Origin of the sequence: Suilimivivens sp., assembly GCF_037359455.1 — a bacterium.
GTDB classification, from domain to species: domain Bacteria; phylum Bacillota; class Clostridia; order Lachnospirales; family Lachnospiraceae; genus Suilimivivens; species Suilimivivens aceti.
In genome coordinates, this window is the sequence record NZ_JAXXXI010000002.1 from 1 (window position 1) to 19,335 (window position 19,335).

The window sequence follows — 19,335 nt, forward strand, 5'->3', positions numbered from 1 at the left end:
GGCATAAAATGTATCTATTTTGATGTATTTCCTGCCATTCCATTTTGCCTTATACCCTAACTGTCTTGTCAGCTCATACCATGAAACATCAATTATAGACCATGTTCCCATAACGCAAGTATAGCACAAGCCACCACTTTAGGCTACCTTAACCCACCGTCTAAAGCCAGTGGGTTAAGGTAGCCCTATTTCAAGCTGTTTTTCTTACTGGTGAAATTATCCAGTATAATCTGCAGGATCTTTTTCAGTCTCTTCCACAATTTCAGATATTGCCCTCTGATCCTGTCCTCTCTTCCAAGCTGAAAGTTGATCAGGGTGGCTACGGCATATCATGATCGGATGATCTGGATTTCGATGCAGAAACCATCTGGGAAAATGAAAATCTCATTTATCTCTAAATAAAGAAAAGGAAAGTCTCACCTTTGTGTGACTTTCCCTCTTTACCTAATTCATGGTCATTCCTTCCAGTATTTTTCTACATAATTCCTTGCTGTTTCCTCAGACAGTTCAAACTTCTTCATAATAGAAGAAACTGTCTCTTCTTTCGTGTGTTCAAACTCATGGCAGGTCTCAATTAATGCTATGATGCCCTGTTCTATACCCTGTTTGCGTCCAAGTTCCATTCCCCGCTGAATTCCTACGTCCAGAATATCCATCTTTACTGCCTCCCACTCTTCCGATTCTTTCACTTCATTCACAATCCGATCCAGTTCCAACAGTCTTTCATCTTTCACTTCAATCTCCGGATTATCTATATCCATATTTTTCATATATTGTAACAGACTGATCAGCTCCGGGGAACCTTTTTTACTGGTCATGTTCAGAAATATTTTAGTGATGCCATCATCCAGTTTCAGTCCTGCCACTTCTTCGCATTGCTCTGTAAATGTGTATCTGGCTAAATCCTTTTGAAAAATATCTTCCTGCGTAATAAAAATAATCGTTGTAGATGGCAAATCCCTGTATCTGGTACGTTTCCCTGATCTGAGAAGCGGCCTGTCCAGCATTCCCTGATAATACCGGGATCTCTTTGGCATAGAATCCTGATGTCCCTCATTCTGCATTTCCATATCAAAAATCCTCTGATCTTTTGTTTTTGCCCATGCATCCAGACGGATTGCCCTCTTACCACTTTTATTCAAAATAACTTCTTCCACCTTGACCTGTTCAATCTCAATTTCCGGCTCATCCATGATAATACTCAGTGTATTTCTATAGGCCTCCCTATTCTTCATAACAGTCAGAAACAGAGCAAAATCACTGAGATTGGAAACAACCTCCTCTGCATTAATTCTTTGTTTTTCTTTTGTCATATACCTTCCCTTCTGCAGGAAGTCTGCCAAAAGATTCTTCACACTTCCTGCCCTATTCATGATAAAAATATGTGTAATGCGACAGAAACTGCCAAGTGTGCGATATGCACAGTTAAAAGTAAAAAGATAAACAGATTCTTTTATGTTTACAGATTATCAAAATACAGGTTGTCTGTCAACTCTTTTTTCCTCTTGCATAACCATTTTATCTTAGTGCAGAAAAATCGCTCTGTCCTGTCTGGAACAGAAAAGAAAAATTCCCTCCAGTGCTTATTTTCCTTGAAAATCCGGCATTTTTATGTATAATGAATAAGGTGACTTTATCAACAGTTATGAAAGAAAATGAGGTTTTGACATGATACAGGCAATCAATGTAACCTACAGAGTTGGAAAAAAAGCATTATTTGAAGATGTAAACATCAAATTTACCGAAGGCAACTGCTACGGACTGATCGGTGCCAATGGTGCCGGAAAATCTACCTTTTTAAAGATCCTCTCCGGACAGCTTGAAACTACAAACGGTGAAATCGTGATCACACCAGGGCAGCGTCTCTCCGTTCTTGAGCAGGATCACTTTAAATATGACGAATATCCTGTTATGGATGTTGTTATCATGGGAAATGAACGCCTTTATGAGATCATGAAAGAAAAGGATGCCATCTATGCCAAGGAAGATTTCTCCGATGAGGACGGTATCCGTGCCAGCGAGCTGGAGGCTGAATTTGCAGAAATGGACGGCTGGGAGGCAGAATCCAATGCCGCTACCCTGTTAAACGGTCTTGGCATTGATCCAGAGTACCACTACTCCCTGATGAAGGATCTGAATGGTAATGAAAAGGTAAAGGTTCTCCTTGCAAGAGCCCTCTTCGGAAATCCGGATATCCTTCTTCTCGACGAGCCTACAAACCACCTGGATCTGGATGCGATTGCATGGCTGGAGGAATTCCTGATCAATTTCGAGAATACAGTCATTGTTGTATCCCATGACCGTTACTTCTTAAATAAGGTATGTACCCATACCGCAGACATCGACTATGGCAAGATCCAGCTCTATGCCGGAAACTACGATTTCTGGTATGAATCCAGCCAGCTGCTGATCAAGCAGATGAAGGAAGCCAACAAGAAAAAGGAAGAAAAAATCAAGGAGCTGCAGGAATTTATTTCCCGTTTCTCCGCAAATGCAAGTAAATCCAAGCAGGCTACCAGCCGTAAGCGTGCACTGGAAAAAATTGAGCTGGATGAGATCAGACCCTCCAGCAGAAAATATCCTTATATTGATTTCCGTCCGGAACGTGAAATCGGAAATGAAGTTCTTTCCGTTGACAATCTGACCAAGACCATCAATGGTGAAAAGGTACTGGATCACATTTCCTTTATCCTCGGACACGATGACAAGGTCGCTTTTGTAGGCGGAAATGAACAGGCCAAAACCGTTCTTTTCAAGATCCTTATGGGTGAAATGGAGCCGGATGAAGGTACCTACAAATGGGGAGTTACCACTTCCCAGGCTTACTTCCCCAAGGACAACACAGAAGAATTTGACAATGATTATACGATCGTAGACTGGCTTACCGGCTACTCTCCCATCAAGGACGTTACCTATGTCCGTGGGTTCCTGGGACGTATGCTTTTTGCCGGAGAAGACGGTGTGAAAAAGGTAAAGGTTCTATCCGGAGGTGAGAAGGTAAGATGTCTTCTTTCCAAAATGATGATCAGCGGTGCCAACTGCCTGATCCTGGATGAGCCCACTAACCACCTCGACATGGAATCCATCACTGCCCTGAACAACGGACTGATCAAATTCCCCGGCGTGGCTCTTTTCTCCTGTCATGACCACCAGTTTGTCGAGACAACCGCAAACCGTATTATGGAGATCCTTCCAAACGGAACCCTGATCGACAAGATCACTACCTACGACGAATATCTGGCAAGTGATGAAATGGCCAGAAAGAGAACCGTTTATACCAAACAGGACGAAGACGAAGAGGATAACTAAAAGCTTTTATGAATATTGTAGATTTACATGTACATTCCACCAAATCCGATGGCAGCTATACCCCTTCCGAGCTGGTTGAACATGCCATAGAAAAGGGACTTTCTGCCTTTGCTCTGACAGATCACGACACCACCGCCGGTATTGATGAAGCCATTGCGGCTGCGGCAGGCAAACCCATTGAAGTAATTCCCGGCATCGAATTTTCTTCTGAATATGAGGGACGGGATATCCACATCATAGGCCTGTATCTGGACTATAAGAGTGACTTCTTTCAAAGAAGGCTGGTGAACTTTGTCAATGGCAGGATCATGCGGAATCAGGAAATGTGCAGGCGGCTTCAGGAGCATGGAGTTGCCATTACTTATGAAGAACTGGTTGCAGAATTTCCGGGCAGTGTCATTACCAGAGCCCATTACGCCAGATATCTGCTTTCCCACGGCTATGTTAAAAGCCTGAAGGAGGCCTTTGACCGCTATGTTGGTGACAACGCCCCCTGCTTTGTTCCAAGGAAAAAGATCACACCCATGCGGGCTGTGGAAATCATCCTGAAGGCAGGCGGTATTCCCATACTGGCGCATCCAATTCTGTATCATATGAGCAGCGCCCGCCTTGATAAGCTCGTTGCTTCCCTGAAGGAAGTCGGTCTTATCGGGATCGAGGCCATTTACAGTACCTATGCTCCCAGCGAGGAAAGGGAAATACGCCGGCTGGCTGAAAGGTATGATCTCTGTATCAGCGGTGGCTCCGATTTTCACGGCAGTGCCAAGCCCGGCCTTGATCTGGCTACCGGTTATGGCAGGCTGTTTATCCCGGAGGAGGTTCTTGTGAACCTGAAAAAGAAACACGCAGAAATGAAAGCCCATCCGGAAGCTTTCCACAGAAATAAAATACTCTTTACCGATCTGGACGGTACCTTTTTAAATAAGGAAAAACAGATCGGCGATTATACCAGGGAGGTCATGGATACCTTTACAAAAGCCGGCAACAAGCTTGTGCTCTGCTCCGGTCGGGATATCAACAGTGTCCGCAGCGTAAAGGAATATCTGCACCTAGATTACCCGGGAATGTATCTGATCGGCTATAACGGCGGTCAGATCGTGGAATGTGATACTGGAAAGACCCTTTACCGGGTTGCTCTTACCTATGAACAGGTATGCCACATCCGGGAAGCTGCCAGCCAGCATGGTCTCCACTTCCATACCTACAGCGATACCAATATCCTCTCTCCCTGCGATGATGAGGAGCTGCACTTTTATCAGCGTACGATCAAGACCCCTGTCATCTTCAGCCAGGATCTCCATGAGATCAGGGACTGTGGTGCCTGCAAGTGTCTTGTGATCGCCATTGACAGACATGAAGAGCTGGAAGCCTTTGTCAGGGATCTTTCGTCGTGGGCTGAGCAGGAACAGATCACCATGGTATTTTCCAATAATAACTACCTGGAGATTTTCCCCTCTGCTTCAGGCAAGGGAGCTGCTGTCAGAAAGCTCTGCGAGCTTTTAAATATCAGTCCGCTGCTGTCTATTGCTGCAGGGGATGCGGAAAATGATATTTCCATGATCGAGGCAGCCGGGATCGGTATCGCCATGTACAATGCCTCTGATGATGTCAAAGCAGCTGCTACCATGGTCACTGCTTTGGATAATAACCACGATGGCCTTGCCCGGGAGCTGCTTGATTTGGTCTAATTATTATATTTTTCCTGTTAATTTGTGAGATTCAAAAAATTTTATATTTTTTTGTAATTTCCTCTTGCATTATTCTTCTAAGTATAGTAATATAAGCAAGTACGGTACGTGAGTACCTGTGGCTCGTTGGTCAAGCGGTTAAGACGCTGCCCTCTCACGGCAGAATCAGCGGTTCGATTCCGCTACGAGCTGCTAAAGCACTGAAAGAGATTTCAGTGTTTTTTTTGTGTAACAATACAGACAGACTGATCTGCTGTTTTTCCCCTCAGAGTTTCTACTCAGATTTTCATCTACTGTTTGCGATGTACCAGGGAATATGTTACACTTTATGTGTTAATGTAACTGAAAGGAGCTTACTTAGACTATGGCTGATTACGTACTGAGCTGCTGTTCCACAGCAGATTTATCAAAAGAATACTTTACCGCACGTGATATTAAATATGTCTGCTTCCATTTTGAACTTGGAGGCACTGAATATCTCGATGATCTTGGAATTTCCGTTCCCCCGGCAGAGCTATACCGCCGCATGGTTGCCGGTGAAGGCACGAAAACCTCTCAGGTTCCCGTCAAGGAATATGAAGATTTGTTTGAAGAATCCCTTTCCCAGGGAAAAGATGTGATCCATCTTACCCTCTCCTCCGGTATTTCCGGAAGCTACAATTCTGCCTGTATCGCCAGGGACGAAATGCAGGAGAAATATCCGGACAGGAAGATTTATGTAATCGACTCTCTTGCTGCTTCCAGCGGTTATGGTCTTTTAGTTGACGCCGCTGCTGACAGACGTGACGAAGGAATGAGCATTGATGACCTGTATGCATGGATTGAAGAAAACAAGCTTCGTGTCCACCACTGGTTCTTCTCCACTGATCTGACCTTCTATATCAGGGGCGGCCGTGTTTCCAAAACAGCCGGTTTTATCGGAACGATCATGAACATATGTCCTCTCTTAAATGTGAGTAATGAAGGAAAGCTGATCCCCAGGGAAAAGATCCGTACCAAGAAAAAGGTGATCAGACGGATCGTTGATCTGATGAGAGAAAATGCAGATAACGGTACTGACTATTCCGGCAAATGCTTTATCAGCCAGTCCGAGTGCGTGGACGATGCCAGAGCTGTTGCTGATCTCATTGAAGCCGAATTTCCAAAGCTTGACGGCAAGGTGCAGATCTACCCTATCGGTGCTACGATCGGCAGCCACACAGGTCCCGGAACTGTCGCACTGTTCTTCTTTGGTAAAAAGAGAGAAAATTAGAAGTAAAAGGCATAGCCGCACTAGTGACTATGCCTTTTTCCAGATTCTGTTTATAAAATTCCAAGTCCTTCCAGCAGGATCTTCGCTCCGATCACGATCAGGATGATTCCTCCGCAGACCTCCGCCTTTGCCTTATATTTCAGTCCAAACAGGCTTCCGATCTTGACTCCGGCCGCTGAACACAAGAAGGTGATCGTTCCAATGAACAGAACCGCATAAATGATATTTACCTCAAGAAAAGCAAAGGTAACACCTACCGCCAGTGCATCGATGCTGGTTGCAATTGCAAGAAGCAGCATTGACTTCACAGTCATGGAATTGTCTACCTTTTCCTCACTCTTTGACTCCCGGATCATATTCACACCGATAAATGCCAGCAGCACAAAGGCAATCCAGTGTGCGTACTTTGTAACCATGTCTGTGAAAAAGCTTCCCAGAAAATACCCGGTCAGCGGCATCAGTGCCTGAAAGCCGCCAAACCATGCGCCTGCAATGCACATGTGCTTCCAGCTGATTTTCCCCAGTGACAAGCCCTTACAGATCGATACAGCAAATGCATCCATTGACAATCCGATTGCCAGTACAAACAACTCTGTAATTCCCATTTTCAATTCCTCACAATCCACGGACAGCAGCTGAACCGTCATCATACAAAATCAAACAGACTGATCTGATTGGACTCCGGCAGCTTGCCGAGAAGGTTCAGGGAATCCATCAGCTCCACAATCGTCTTGGACACCTTGGTCCGTTGTCTGAAATCATCCTTTGACAGGAATGGGCCGTCCTTGGCAGCTTCCACGATCGCATCTGCCGCAGCTTCTCCGAGCCCATCAATACTGTTTAAGGAAGGCATCAGCTTACCATCTACGATCTGAAAGCTTCTGGACTTGGCTGAAAAAATATCGATCGGAATAAAGTCATAGCCTCTGGCATACATTTCCAAAACGATCTTCATATCCTTTAAAGACGCCTGTTCCTTTTGGGAAAGGGTATCCTCTCTCTTCTTGTAATCCGCCATGACATTTTTCAGATGCTGCATGCCCTGGCACATCAGCTCATAGGAGAAGGCCTTGGCACGTATGGAGAAAAAGGCTGCATAATATGCCAGCGGATAATTGATCTTACAGTATGCGATCCTCCATGCCATCATAACATAGGCCGCCGCATGAGCCTTAGGGAACATGTACTTGATCTTCTTACAGGAAGCAATATACCAGTCCGGCACATCCTTTTCCTTCATGGCTGACTCGAATTCAGGCTTTAAGCCCTTACCCTTTCTTACACTCTCCATAATGGTAAAGGAAAGGGCACTGTCTACCCCCTTATTGATCAGATAGATCATAATATCATCACGGCAGCAGATGCAATGGGAAATATCTGCTGTTCCTTCCAGGATCAGTGTCTGGGCATTGCCAAGCCATACATCCGTACCATGACCAAGTCCTGAAATACGGATCAGGTCAGAGAAGCATTTGGGCTTGGTATCAAGGAGCATCTGGATAACAAAATCTGTACCAAACTCCGGAATTCCAAGGGATCCCACAGGGCATCCGTCAATATCGTCCGGTGTGATCCTAAGGGCACTGGTATTCTGAAACAGAGACATGACACCCGGATCATCCAGTGGGATCGTGGTCGGATCGATCCCGGTCAGATCCTGCAGCATACGGATCATGGTAGGATCATCATGGCCGAGAATATCAAGCTTTAACAGGTTATGGTCAATGGAGTGATAATCAAAATGAGTCGTGACAATATCTGTCGTCATATCATTTGCCGGATGCTGCACCGGCGTAAAGGAATTGATATCCTCTCCCACAGGCAGCACGATAATACCGCCTGGATGCTGACCGGTACTTCTCCTGACACCGGTACATCCAAGCACGATCCGGTTGATTTCACAGGAACGTTTCCTCTTTCCCCTTTCCTCATAATAATTTTTCACATAACCATAAGCCGTCTTATCTGCCAGGGTTCCTACTGTACCGGCACGATATGTCTGTCCGGCGCCAAAAATAACCTCTGTATATTTATGAGCCTTACTCTGATACTCTCCAGAGAAATTCAGGTCAATATCCGGCTCCTTGTCTCCCTTGAATCCAAGAAAAGTCTCAAAGGGAATATCAAATCCATCCTTTACAAGGGGTTTTCCGCATACCGGACAGATCTTATCCGGCATATCGCACCCGGCATTTCCGGCAAAGGCCTTTACCTCCGGGGAATCAAAATCATAATAGTGGCAATTCGGACACCGGTAATGGGCGCTCAGGGAATTAACCTCTGTAATACCAGCCATGAATGCCACAAGAGAGGATCCTACCGATCCTCTGGAGCCTACCAGATAACCATCCTCCACAGACTTCCACACCAGCTTCTGGGCAATGATATACATAACTGCAAATCCGTTGCTGATAATGGAGTGCAGCTCCTTGTCCAGACGATCCTTTACGATAGCTGGCAGCTCCTCGCCATACAGCTCGTGTGCTTTATTGTAACAGATCTCCGTCAGTGTCTTATCACTGTCCGGAATGACAGGCGGACACTTATCCGGTCTTACCGGACTCATGACATCGATTCTGTCGGCAATCTTATTGGTATTGGTGATCACCACTTCCCTTGCCTTGTCACTGCCAAGGTATTCAAACTCCTTCAGCATTTCCTCTGTTGTCCTAAGATACAGCGGCGCCTGGTTATCAGCATCATCAAAGCCCTTTCCTGCCATGATGATCCTCCGGTAGACCTCATCCTCCGGATCCAGGAAATGGACATCACAGGTTGCCACCACAGGCTTGTTGAACTCTTCTCCAAGTGCTACGATTCTGCGGTTAAAGTCCATGATATCCTCTTCACTGTTTACTGCAGGAACCTTGGGAGAATCAATCATAAAATGATTATTGCCAAGAGGCTGGATCTCCAGATAGTCATAAAAGTTCACGATCCTGGCAATCTCCTCCTCTGCCTTGCCATCCAGAAGCGCCCTGTACAGCTCGCCGGCCTCACAGGCACTGCCAAGGATAAGACCCTCCCTGTATTTCAAAAGAAGGCTCTTTGGCACCCTGGGATGTCTGTTAAAATACTGAAGATGGGAAGCCGAAACCAGCCTGTACAGATTTTCCCTCCCGATATTATTCTCTGCCAGGATGATCGCATGATAACTGGTCAGCTTTTTGATGATATCCGGACTGGATTCCCCAAGGGCATTGATTCTGGAAAGAGTGTCCGCTCCCCGTTCTCTCAGCATGGCTGAAAACTTCAAAAAAATATGAGCCGTACACTCTGCATCATCCACAGCACGGTGATGATTCTCCAGCGAGATGGAAAGTGTCTTTGCTACTGCATCCAGTGTATGCTTGGCCTGGTGTGTCAGAAGCACTCTGGCAATTCCCAGTGTATCCACGAAGGTAAACTTACGTGAAAGCCCCTGTCTTTTGGCATTTTCCATGATAAAGCTCATATCAAAATTGGCATTATGCGCTACCAGTACAGCATCCTGACAGAAATCCAGGAACTGTGGCAGTATCACCTCAATGGGAGGGGCATCCATGACCATGGAATCATTGATGCTGGTCAGCTTTTCTATTTCAAAGGGGATCGGCACCCCCGGGTTCACGAAAACAGAAAACCGGTCTGTGATCTCACCCTGCCGGATCTTAACCGCACCGATCTCTATGATCTTATTATTCACCGGAGAAAATCCCGTTGTCTCGATATCAAATACGACAAAATCTGCATTCAGATCCTGTCCCTCATCTCCGGTAACGATCTCCTTGAGATCATCTACCAGATAGGCTTCCATTCCATATATGACCTTAAAGAAATCCTGCTTATCCGGACTCTGGTCACCTGCTTCGATCCGCTTTGCCTTTTCTGCCTTCCACAGATCCTCCCACACATGATTGGCATCCGGGAAGGACTGCACAACCCCATGATCCGTAATGGCAATCGCCGGGTGTCCCCATTTATAGGCACGTTTTACAATATCCTTGGCTTCGGATACGCCATCCATATCACTCATCTTGGTGTGGCAGTGAAGCTCCACCCTCTTCTGCACACTGGTATCACTTCTTGATGTTGTAAAGTCCGGGATCTTCTTAATACCGGCTATAGATCCAATAGTCAGCTCATTATCAAACCGGTCGATCATGGTCACACCCTTCAGCTTGACAAAGGCTCCTGCCTTCATCTCTGCTGTGATCTCCTTCACCTGATCATTTCTGGCAAACATCTTGATCGTCATGGTATCGGTAAAATCTGTCACATCAAACATCAGAATGGTCTTCTCATTCTTGATCTCACGGCTGTCATAACGGATGATCTTACCACGGATCACTATCTCTCCCATATCTCCGATAATTTCTTCAATGGGTACCGCCTCTTCTTCAAAGTCACGTCCATAGATCACATCCGGATTATCAGAACGCTTTACAGACCGGTTAAAATCACCCTTCTTAAAGTCACCTTTTTTGAATTCACCCTTTTTAAACTCCTGTTTTCCGGGTGCACCTTCGGAAGGTCTTCCAGATGCTTTCATCTCCGGTGTCCCTGCTTTCACTTCCACATCTCCTGGCTTACCTTCTGTGCCGGTGCCTGTCATCACTGGCTGCATATCTCCTTTAGACAGTCCGTCTTTACTGCCGTAAACTCTCGCCGTGATCTCTGCTACCTGTCTGGCGATCTGAAGCTCATCCTCTTCCTTATATTTACCGGTCTTCTTTGCCTTATAAGCTGCTGTAATATGAACTGCAAATCCACACCTCTCATTAAGGATCTTCTGCAGGATACGGATCAGTTCATCCTTCCGGCTTCTTGCCGGAACCGTATCATCAATGGTCAGATGGATCTCCCTCTCGTCAGGATAGGAAATATCTGCCCCTTTGAAAATATTATATTCTACCGGACTGTAATTCTTCAGTTCAAGCAGAATGCTGTCCCTGTACAGCTCCATCAGCTTCTCCGGCGTATACTGACCTGAAAGCTGGAACCTTTCATACAGCTTTACCCTGACTGTATAATCCTGGAAAAACTGCTTTTTTATCTCGTTTTCAACCTTCAGGACATTTTCCTTCTGGATCAGATGACGGGAAAGAAAGGTGACCCTGATAAGCTCCCTGCTCTTTGTCGTGGTCACCTTTTCGATCTCAGTCTGTTCAAACAGATCCTGATTTTTCTGATCTAATTTCAGTTTAGGAAATACCTCAAAAAACTGTTTTCCCATACCTTACCTCTGTTTCTTTAGTTCTGCCAATGATCCAGCTCATCCTTAAGCGCCGCCAGAAGCTCCTTCTCCGGTACCTTCCTGATGATCTCACCCTTTTTGATCAGAAGACCTTCAGAAAGTCCTCCTGCTATACCAAGATCCGCCTCTTTCGCTTCACCAGGGCCATTTACCGCACAGCCCATGACAGCTACCTTGATATCCAGTGGGTAATCTGCTACCAGTTTTTCTACCTGATTGGCCAGTCCGATCAGATCGATCCTGGTTCTTCCACAGGTGGGACAGGAAACAACCTCGATTCCGCCTTTGCGAAGTCCAAGTGTCCGGAGGATCAGCTTTGCTGACTTGATCTCCTCCACCGGATCACCGGTCAGGGAAACACGGATCGTATCACCGATCCCCTTGCTTAAGATCAGTGCCAATCCGATGCTGGACTTGATATTTCCGCTGATCAGGGTTCCTGACTCTGTGATTCCCACATGAAGGGGATGATCTGTTTTCTCTGAAAGCAGCTCATGTGCCCTGACACACTTAAGGACATCTGATGATTTTATACTGATCACCAGATTGTCATAATCCATATCTTCGATCATATGTACCTTATCAAGAGCACTTTCCACGATCCCCTCTGCAGTAACACCATGGTATTTCTCCACCAGCTCCTTTTCGAGAGATCCACTGTTTACACCTACGCGGATCGGAATATTCCGCTCCTTTGCAGTCTCTACCACAGCTCTTACTTTTTCTTCTGAACCGATATTTCCGGGGTTAATCCTGATCTTGTCGGCTCCGTTCTCCATAGCAGCAATTGCCATCTTATAATCAAAATGAATGTCTGCTACCAATGGAATGGTAATCTGTTTTTTGATTTCACGGATTGCCTGCGCTGCTTCCAGCGTCGGTACGGTGCAGCGGATGATCTCACAGCCAGCCCTGGTCAGTTCCTTTATCTGGGCAACAGTAGCTGCCACATCTTCAGTTCTTGTATTTGTCATGGACTGGATTAGAATAGGATTTCCTCCTCCTATGATCCTGTCTCCTATTGCTACGGTTTTTGTCTGCTCTCTGGTGAACATAATGACCTCCCACGTGATTAAATCTCTTCTTCCATGATATGTGATATGCTAAACATTTTCAAGAAGAAAAATCCGGCTTCTGCGTATCTGTCCATCTGCTTCTGTTGCCAAAAGCTGCAGAGAAACCGTTCCTTCCGGGAGGTTCTCACCTGAAATTTCAAATCGGACTCTTTTTTCTACCGGCAGACTGGCACCCTCCTGTAAAAGCAGCTTTCTTCCCTTTTCATCCCTCATCTCAACAAAAAGCTCTCCTGTGTCTTCGCCGTCTGCATGCACCATCTGCGTCGTCCGTTCTTTCTGTGCTGCCTGCACTGTCATCACCGTACTCTCATATCCCGGCTGGAAACAGACACCCAGAAGGAAGGCCAGAAGAAAACCCGCCACATACATTCCTGAAAATGGTTTCTCGCTCAGAAGAATACTCTTTTCCCTCTTCCTGATAAATTGCTTCCTCCCTGACTTTCCAAATGCGATCCGGTGATACAGTATATCCGCTGCCAGAAAAATGCATGGTCTTTGCAGAAATGGAAACGGGAATTCTGTTTCTGGCACACCTTTAAGCAGTGGCAGAACTGCAGATGCTGCCACAAGACAGGTAAACACCATGGCAATTCCTTTTTTTAACGGGAAATGGTATCTTTGCCCTCTTCCTTCCCTGCAGGAAAGAAGTGCTTCTTTCAGTTCCTCCGTGCTCTGGTACCTGTCCCCCGGACGCTTCTTCAGGCAGATTTCTGTAACACGCTGCAATCCCTCCGATATTCCTTTGTCATACTCCCTGACTGGATATCTCTCCTTTTCATATGCCCCGGCTCTGACACCCGTCAGCATTTCATGCAGAACAGCACCCATACTGTAAATATCCGCTGCCTTTCCCGTACGGCCATGCATCCACTGTTCGGGTGCACTGTATCCGAGGGTTCCCAGCATAAACTGCTCCTTCCCATTTCCGCTCCCAAACAGGAACGCTCCTCCAAAGTCAATGAGCCTTAGATGCCCGTCCGGCTGTATTATGATATTGGCAGGCTTCAGATCACGGTAAATAACAGGTGGATTCTGGGAATGCAGGTAATACATGACGTCGCATAGAGCCAGCATCCAGTTCACTGCCATCTCCTCCCTGACCGCTCCAAATTTACGGATATATTGCTCTAGTGTGATTCCTTCCACATATTCCATGACAATACAGAAATTTCCTTTTTCCTCAAAGAAGTCCAGAATAGCAGGAAGACCCGGATGTGTCAGACGCTTCAGCAGCTCTTTTTCTGCAATAGCAAATGACCTTTTCTGTTCTTCTCTTCCCTTACTGACCTTCACCGCACAAAGCCTGTTCAGGTGAAGATCCTTTACCAGATAAACACATCCCATGCCGCCTTCTGCAATCGTCCGCAATACCTCATATTTATTACAAAGAATTTCCCTCAAATCCTTCTTCCTCCCTTTTCAAAAGTACATAAATGGCTGAGAGATTGTCCCTCTCCCCCTGTCTCTTTCCATAGCTTCCAATTTCAGAAAGCCGCTTCTGAATCTGTTCCTCTGTAAGGATCTCAGATGGATCCAGCATTTCCCGGAGCAGCTCCTCTGCTGCCCTGCCCCAGAATCCATCACTGCATAAAAGAAACCCTGTTTTTTTATGATATCTCCCAAATCTGACATATACCTCTGACATGGGAAAGCTTCCCATACATCTTGTCAGAATATTTCCTTCCCCTCTGTGATCCTCCGTCAACTGTCTGATCCTCTTTTTTCTGATCTCATAGATCCTGCTGTCCCCCACATGCAGGATCAGATACCTTCTTTTCATAAGCAGAAGCACAGAAAGCGTTGCCCCAAGGGATATCTCCCGGCTGTCAGCGTATTTCTGCAGCATCCCCACGGTTTCATAAAGACACCTGAAAAAACTATGTCTGATTTTCTTAGAGCTTTTCCCTTTCCTGATCAGAGGAAGGATCTCTTCATAAAAATGCTGCTGAAGCCGTTCCATCAGGAATCCGCTTGCAACCTCTCCTGCCGGCAATCCACCGATCCCATCACTGACGGCTGCCAGCAGAATCCGCCCCTTTCCTGTATTAACCTGCTCAACAAGGACAGAGTCCTGGTTAATTTCCTTTTTTCCGCTATCCCAGTAAAACCCGGACATAACCTCCATAAAACGACCTCTTTCCCTGGAAAATTACCTGAATGCTGTCTGAACCCAGCGTTCCTGTAGAATAAAAGAATAAAAAGATTCTTCAGATGTGATCCAGTATAGTACAGAATAAAAAAAGAATCCATTGTACAAAACAGCCAAAAAGTACATTTTGGTAATTCTGTACAGGATTCTTTTTGTTTTTCGTTATTTTATCTACAACAGTTTTGATATATCATTTACCAGAACAAAGACCATCAGGATCATAAGTGCGATCATTCCGCCTAAATGCACTAATCCTTCCTTTTCCGGCGGTACCGGCTTCCCACGTACCATCTCTACCAGCAAAAATACCAAACGTCCGCCATCAAGTGCCGGAAGCGGCAGAAGATTCATAACACCAAGGCTGATAGAAAGCATCATGGCGATATTCACCATATTGATGATTACATTGGACATTCCATAATCCTTTACCGCATCGTAGGTCTGATCCACGTATTGTACCATTCCCACCGGACCTGATACTGCGTCTGCAGACAGCTGTCCCCTTACCAGCATAACAAGACTCTTAGCTGTAGCCTTAACAGTATACTCAAGTACATAAAAGCCATACTGGAAGGTCTCCGGAACTGTACAGATTTTCAGATCTGTGCCTCCCATAATTCCAATGTACCACGTATCTCCATTTTCATCATAAACAGGATTCAGGATCACTTCACCCTTTTCCCCCTGTCTCTCATACTCAATGGTCATGGAGCCGCCCTGTCCGGTCAGCGCTGCCAGGCGGATATCTTCCCACATATGGATCTTCTCTCCGTTGATCCGTGTGATCACATCCCCCTCCTGAAGTCCTGCTGACTCAGCGGCACCACCTTCTGTAACACTGCTTATAGTCGGCATCATGACACCACAGAACCATACAATGATCAGCGCAAAAAGATATGCGATCACAAAGTTTGCCACAGGACCTGCCAGCACCGTGGCGAATCTGGCACCTACACTGGCCTTCTGGAAAGAACCTTCTCCTTCTTCACTCTGCTCCTCTCCCATGTTCTGCCCGTCTTCTCCTTCAAAAACACAGGCACCACCAATAGGCAATAGCTTCAGGGAATACTTCGTTCCTCCCTTTTCGAAGGAAATCAGGGAAGGTCCCATTCCAATGAAAAATTCTACCACGTGGATCCCATTTTTCCTGGCGATCAGGAAATGTCCAAGCTCATGGGAAACAACAAGCACGCAGAATATGATAATAAATAAAATAATAGAAACGATCAACTTAAATTATGTCCTCCTGTGACTTTCTACAAATGCATGTGCCTCTGTTTCTGCCTCAAGGATCTGCTCCACGCTGGGATTCTCTACAACCTTATGATTTTCCATAGCTCCCTGGATCAGATCATAGATCGTCAGGAAACGGATCTTCTTATCAAGGAAAAGAGCCACTGCCTTCTCATTGGCTGCGTTAAACACGGTAGGCATGCTTCCGCCTGCATGAATGGCTCTATAGGCCAGCGGAAGTCCCAGAAACGTATCCGTATCCGGCTTTTCGAAGGTAATACTCTTCATTTCATAAAAATCAAGTCTCTTTCCCGGCAGAGGCCTTCTGTCAGGATAAAACAGTGCATACTGGATCGGCAGCTTCATATCCGGTGTGCCAAGCTGTGCCATGATACCGCCATCCTCGTACTCTACCATGGAATGGATCACACTCTGCGGCTGTACAACAACCTGGATATTCTCCGGCTCCACATTAAAAAGCCATTTGGCCTCGATCACCTCAAGTCCCTTATTGACAAGGGTGGAAGAATCCACTGTGATCTTTCTTCCCATGGACCAGTTAGGGTGCTTTAAGGCATCCTCTACCGTAATATCTGCAAGCTCTTCTCTCTTCTTTCCGCGGAAGGGTCCACCGGAGGCTGTCAGCAGGATCTTACTGACACGCTTTCTGTTTTCTCCGTTCATGGACTGGAAGATTGCACTGTGTTCGCTGTCTACCGGCAGGATCGGAACCTTTTTTTCTGCGGCAAGAGGCATGATGATATGTCCTGCTGTGACTAGTGTCTCTTTGTTGGCAAGGGCAATGGTCTTCCCTGCAGAAATAGCGGCAATGGTAGGACGGATACCGATCATTCCCACGATCGCTGTTACCAGAATATCCATATCCTCCATGGCAGCAAGGGTAAGGAGCCCATCCATGCCGCAGAGCACCTTCACCGGAAGATCTGCCACTCTCTCCTTTAAGTCCCGGGCTGCCTCTTCTGTCCACATAACAGCAAGCTGTGGCAGAAATTCACGGATCTGCTGTTCCATAAGGGTGACACTGGTTCCCGCTGCCAGGGCAGTAACCTGCAGATCCTTATTATTTCTTACGATTTCAAGCGTCTGGGTTCCGATAGAACCGGTAGAACCCAGTACTCCTATCCTTTTTATCTTATCCATTTTATTTCCTCTTTATCAGGTATTCAACAGAATTACCGATAGCTTATCAGACATTCAGCAGAACTTCCAGCAGCAGATAGATCATGGGCGCTGTGAAGATCACACTGTCAAAGCGGTCCATAACGCCGCCATGCCCCGGAATCAGCTTGCCATAATCCTTGATATCATGATTTCTCTTAATCGCGGAAGCAGCCAGATCCCCAATCTGGGAGATCACTGCACCTGCTGCACTGATCAATACAAAGACCCATGTCACATTCTGCTCCGTGATCACCGGCTCTACCACAAAGTACCCATAAAGCCCGCCTACGATCGCGGCACCAAGGACACCTCCAATGGCTCCTTCTATAGATTTCTTGGGACTCAGCTTTGGCACCATCTTATGCTTACCGATCACGATCCCCACAGCATAAGCACAGGTATCACAGATCCAGGAGCTGATAAAGATCATCCATACGGAATAATTTCCATAGGGAAGCGTCCTTACCAGATATATGCAGGACAGCATGACCGGCGCATAGACCACGTTGAAAAAGGAGCTCATGATCTGATCTGCGTGGAACTTCGGAAAAGTAAGCACATACAGAAACATAAAGGCAATCAGTATCATGATCAGAACAAGAAGAAGCATTTCTTCCTCCTGCTTTGTAAAAACCATTACGAGATAATAAGCCACAATTCCTGTATAACCAATGATCTCCAGACCGGAAGGCTTTCCCTTTTCCGTAAGACCGCAGGCCTTCATCAGTTCACGGTATGCAGTAAGGGAAAGGAATAGCAGTACAGCTGCCAGAAGATAGCCGCCCGTCAGTATTACCACAAGGGCAAGCACTACCAGCACGATACTGCTGATCAAACGTGTTTTAAACATGGACTACTCCTCCTCTATCCTGCCGTATCTTCTGTCTCTATGATTATATGCTTCCACTGCCTTTTGCAATTCTTCTTTTGAAAAATCGGGCCATGCCACCGGTGTAAAGTAAAACTCCGTATAGGCTAATTCCCATAAAAGGAAATTGGAAATTCTCTGCTCATTACAGGTACGGATCAGCAGATCCGGATCCGGGATCCCTCCCATGTCAAGTGCGTCTCCGATCTGCTCCTCTGTAATTTTCAAAGGATCCAGTTCTCCACTTTTCACCTTTTCTGCGATCTTCTGACAGGCTCTCCGTATCTCGTCCCTGCCACCATAATTCAGGGCGATCTGAAAATGCAGACCGTCATTTTCCTTCGTAGATTCCTCCAGCTCCTCTATCCGCCTCCGGATATCCGGATCCAGTCTGGTCTTATCCCCAATGATCCTGACACACATCCTGTTCTTCTTTGCAGTAGTCAGACAGGTTTTCAAATAATTACGAAGAAGCTTCATCAGGGCATCCACCTCGTCCTTTGGCCTGTTCCAGTTTTCTGTACTGAAAGCATAAACCGTCAGATAGGAAATCCCCATTTTGTAGGCTTCCTCACAGATTGTTTCCACAGTCTTGGCTCCCTGCACATGTCCGTAGTTTCTCGGCATTCCCTTGCTCTTTGCCCATCTGCCATTGCCATCCAGAATGATTGCCACATGAGTTGGCATTTTTAGATTTTGCTGCTCTGCCATATTTCCTCCTGCTTAAAAAACAGAGCCCGGAAAACGGACTCCATTTTATGTTTGTTCATTTTGCTGCCAGCCTGACCGGCTTATACCGTAAGGATTTCTGCTGATTTGGCTTCTGTCAGCTTATCTACTTCCTTGATATACTTATCCGTGATCTTCTGCAGTTCTTCTTCTAACTGCTTTACTTCATCCTCGGAAATTTCTTTAGCGATCTTCTTGAATGCTTCATTACCGTCTCTTCTGATATTTCTGACAGCAACCTTGCACTCCTCTGCCTTCTTCTTAACTTCCTTTACCAGATCCTTTCTGCGTTCCTCAGTCAGCTCCGGGAATACCAGACGGATCACAGAGCCATCATTGGAAGGTGTAATACCGATATCAGATGCAAGGATCGCTTTTTCAATCTCTTTGATCAGGCTCTTTTCCCAGGGTGCGATCTGGATCATCCTCGCTTCCGGAATGGTTACATTTCCTACCTGCTGGATCGGAGTAGGTGTTCCGTAATAATCAACCCTCAGTCTGTCAAGTACGTGAGGATTGGCACGTCCTGCACGGATTCCCTGATAATCTGCTTCCAGATGATCGATTGTTTTCTGCATTTTCTCATCATATATTTTGATCTTTTCGTTCATGG

The 19,335-nt window shown here is 46.1% G+C and carries 14 protein-coding genes and 1 tRNA gene; 4 read left to right on the top strand and 11 right to left on the bottom strand.

The genetic code is table 11. The annotated features are described in order from the left end of the window. Window positions 1-455 precede the first annotated feature (455 nt). Complete coding sequence (locus WJQ40_RS00020; protein ID WP_337537499.1) at window positions 456-1,313, bottom strand: Rpn family recombination-promoting nuclease/putative transposase; 858 nt, start codon at window positions 1,311-1,313, stop codon at window positions 456-458. Between the two features lie 355 nt (window positions 1,314-1,668). Between WJQ40_RS00020 and WJQ40_RS00025 the strand changes: the two genes are divergently transcribed. The 4 genes from WJQ40_RS00025 to WJQ40_RS00040 all read left to right on the top strand — a co-directional run bounded on the left by WJQ40_RS00025 (window position 1,669) and on the right by WJQ40_RS00040 (window position 6,249). Next, a complete protein-coding gene (locus tag WJQ40_RS00025) occupies window positions 1,669-3,309 on the top strand; it encodes an ATP-binding cassette domain-containing protein (RefSeq protein ID WP_118797654.1) in 1,641 nt (546 codons plus the stop codon). Window positions 3,310-3,317: 8 nt separating this feature from the next. Continuing rightward, complete coding sequence (locus WJQ40_RS00030; RefSeq protein ID WP_337537500.1) at window positions 3,318-4,997, top strand: Cof-type HAD-IIB family hydrolase; 1,680 nt, start codon at window positions 3,318-3,320, stop codon at window positions 4,995-4,997. Between the two features lie 120 nt (window positions 4,998-5,117). Then, window positions 5,118-5,189 (top strand) — tRNA-Glu (locus tag WJQ40_RS00035). 172 nt (window positions 5,190-5,361) lie between these two features. After that, a complete protein-coding gene (locus WJQ40_RS00040) occupies window positions 5,362-6,249 on the top strand; it encodes a DegV family protein (RefSeq protein ID WP_337537501.1) in 888 nt (295 codons plus the stop codon). Window positions 6,250-6,299: 50 nt separating this feature from the next. Here WJQ40_RS00040 and WJQ40_RS00045 read toward each other — a convergent pair whose 3' ends face one another. The 10 genes from WJQ40_RS00045 to frr form a co-directional block, all read right to left on the bottom strand. After that, entirely contained in the window at window positions 6,300-6,854 is a 555-nt protein-coding gene (locus WJQ40_RS00045; RefSeq protein ID WP_337537502.1) for a manganese efflux pump MntP family protein, read from the bottom strand. A gap of 41 nt (window positions 6,855-6,895) precedes the next feature. After that, entirely contained in the window at window positions 6,896-11,464 is a 4,569-nt protein-coding gene (locus WJQ40_RS00050; RefSeq protein WP_337537503.1) for a PolC-type DNA polymerase III, read from the bottom strand. 17 nt (window positions 11,465-11,481) lie between these two features. Continuing rightward, the gene (gene ispG, locus WJQ40_RS00055; protein ID WP_118797650.1) at window positions 11,482-12,540 is read right to left on the bottom strand and encodes a flavodoxin-dependent (E)-4-hydroxy-3-methylbut-2-enyl-diphosphate synthase; all 1,059 of its coding nucleotides are present in this window, start codon (window positions 12,538-12,540) and stop codon (window positions 11,482-11,484) included. 48 nt (window positions 12,541-12,588) lie between these two features. Next, window positions 12,589-13,962 (bottom strand): serine/threonine-protein kinase, encoded by a 1,374-nt coding sequence (locus WJQ40_RS00060; protein WP_337537504.1) that lies wholly within the window; start codon window positions 13,960-13,962, stop codon window positions 12,589-12,591. Then, complete coding sequence (locus WJQ40_RS00065) at window positions 13,943-14,686, bottom strand: PP2C family serine/threonine-protein phosphatase (protein ID WP_118797648.1); 744 nt, start codon at window positions 14,684-14,686, stop codon at window positions 13,943-13,945. Before WJQ40_RS00065 ends, WJQ40_RS00060 begins: the two co-directional genes overlap by 20 nt. A 195-nt stretch (window positions 14,687-14,881) precedes the next feature. Next, window positions 14,882-15,940, bottom strand: coding sequence for an RIP metalloprotease RseP (gene rseP / locus WJQ40_RS00070; protein ID WP_337537505.1), 1,059 nt, complete (start codon window positions 15,938-15,940; stop codon window positions 14,882-14,884). A gap of 6 nt (window positions 15,941-15,946) precedes the next feature. Then, window positions 15,947-17,095, bottom strand: coding sequence for a 1-deoxy-D-xylulose-5-phosphate reductoisomerase (gene dxr / locus WJQ40_RS00075; protein WP_337537524.1), 1,149 nt, complete (start codon window positions 17,093-17,095; stop codon window positions 15,947-15,949). A 55-nt stretch (window positions 17,096-17,150) separates the two neighbouring features. Next, window positions 17,151-17,975 (bottom strand): phosphatidate cytidylyltransferase, encoded by an 825-nt coding sequence (locus WJQ40_RS00080; RefSeq protein ID WP_337537506.1) that lies wholly within the window; start codon window positions 17,973-17,975, stop codon window positions 17,151-17,153. Between the two features lie 3 nt (window positions 17,976-17,978). Then, complete coding sequence (locus tag WJQ40_RS00085; RefSeq protein ID WP_118797645.1) at window positions 17,979-18,704, bottom strand: isoprenyl transferase; 726 nt, start codon at window positions 18,702-18,704, stop codon at window positions 17,979-17,981. 80 nt (window positions 18,705-18,784) lie between these two features. After that, window positions 18,785-19,333, bottom strand: coding sequence for a ribosome recycling factor (gene frr, locus WJQ40_RS00090; protein ID WP_262573441.1), 549 nt, complete (start codon window positions 19,331-19,333; stop codon window positions 18,785-18,787). Window positions 19,334-19,335: the final 2 nt, after the last annotated feature.

Bases quoted from the DNA above. Each gene is read 5' to 3' on its own strand.
- WJQ40_RS00020 (WP_337537499.1), bottom strand. From the start codon at position 1,313: ATGACAAAAGAAAAACAAAGAATTAATGCAGAGGAGGTTGTTTCCAAT.
- WJQ40_RS00025 (WP_118797654.1), top strand. From the start codon at position 1,669: ATGATACAGGCAATCAATGTAACCTACAGAGTTGGAAAAAAAGCATTA.
- WJQ40_RS00030 (WP_337537500.1), top strand. From the start codon at position 3,318: ATGAATATTGTAGATTTACATGTACATTCCACCAAATCCGATGGCAGC.
- WJQ40_RS00040 (WP_337537501.1), top strand. From the start codon at position 5,362: ATGGCTGATTACGTACTGAGCTGCTGTTCCACAGCAGATTTATCAAAA.
- WJQ40_RS00045 (WP_337537502.1), bottom strand. From the start codon at position 6,854: ATGGGAATTACAGAGTTGTTTGTACTGGCAATCGGATTGTCAATGGAT.
- WJQ40_RS00050 (WP_337537503.1), bottom strand. From the start codon at position 11,464: ATGGGAAAACAGTTTTTTGAGGTATTTCCTAAACTGAAATTAGATCAG.
- ispG (WP_118797650.1), bottom strand. From the start codon at position 12,540: ATGTTCACCAGAGAGCAGACAAAAACCGTAGCAATAGGAGACAGGATC.
- WJQ40_RS00065 (WP_118797648.1), bottom strand. From the start codon at position 14,686: ATGGAGGTTATGTCCGGGTTTTACTGGGATAGCGGAAAAAAGGAAATT.
- WJQ40_RS00080 (WP_337537506.1), bottom strand. From the start codon at position 17,975: ATGTTTAAAACACGTTTGATCAGCAGTATCGTGCTGGTAGTGCTTGCC.
- WJQ40_RS00085 (WP_118797645.1), bottom strand. From the start codon at position 18,704: ATGGCAGAGCAGCAAAATCTAAAAATGCCAACTCATGTGGCAATCATT.
- frr (WP_262573441.1), bottom strand. From the start codon at position 19,333: ATGAACGAAAAGATCAAAATATATGATGAGAAAATGCAGAAAACAATC.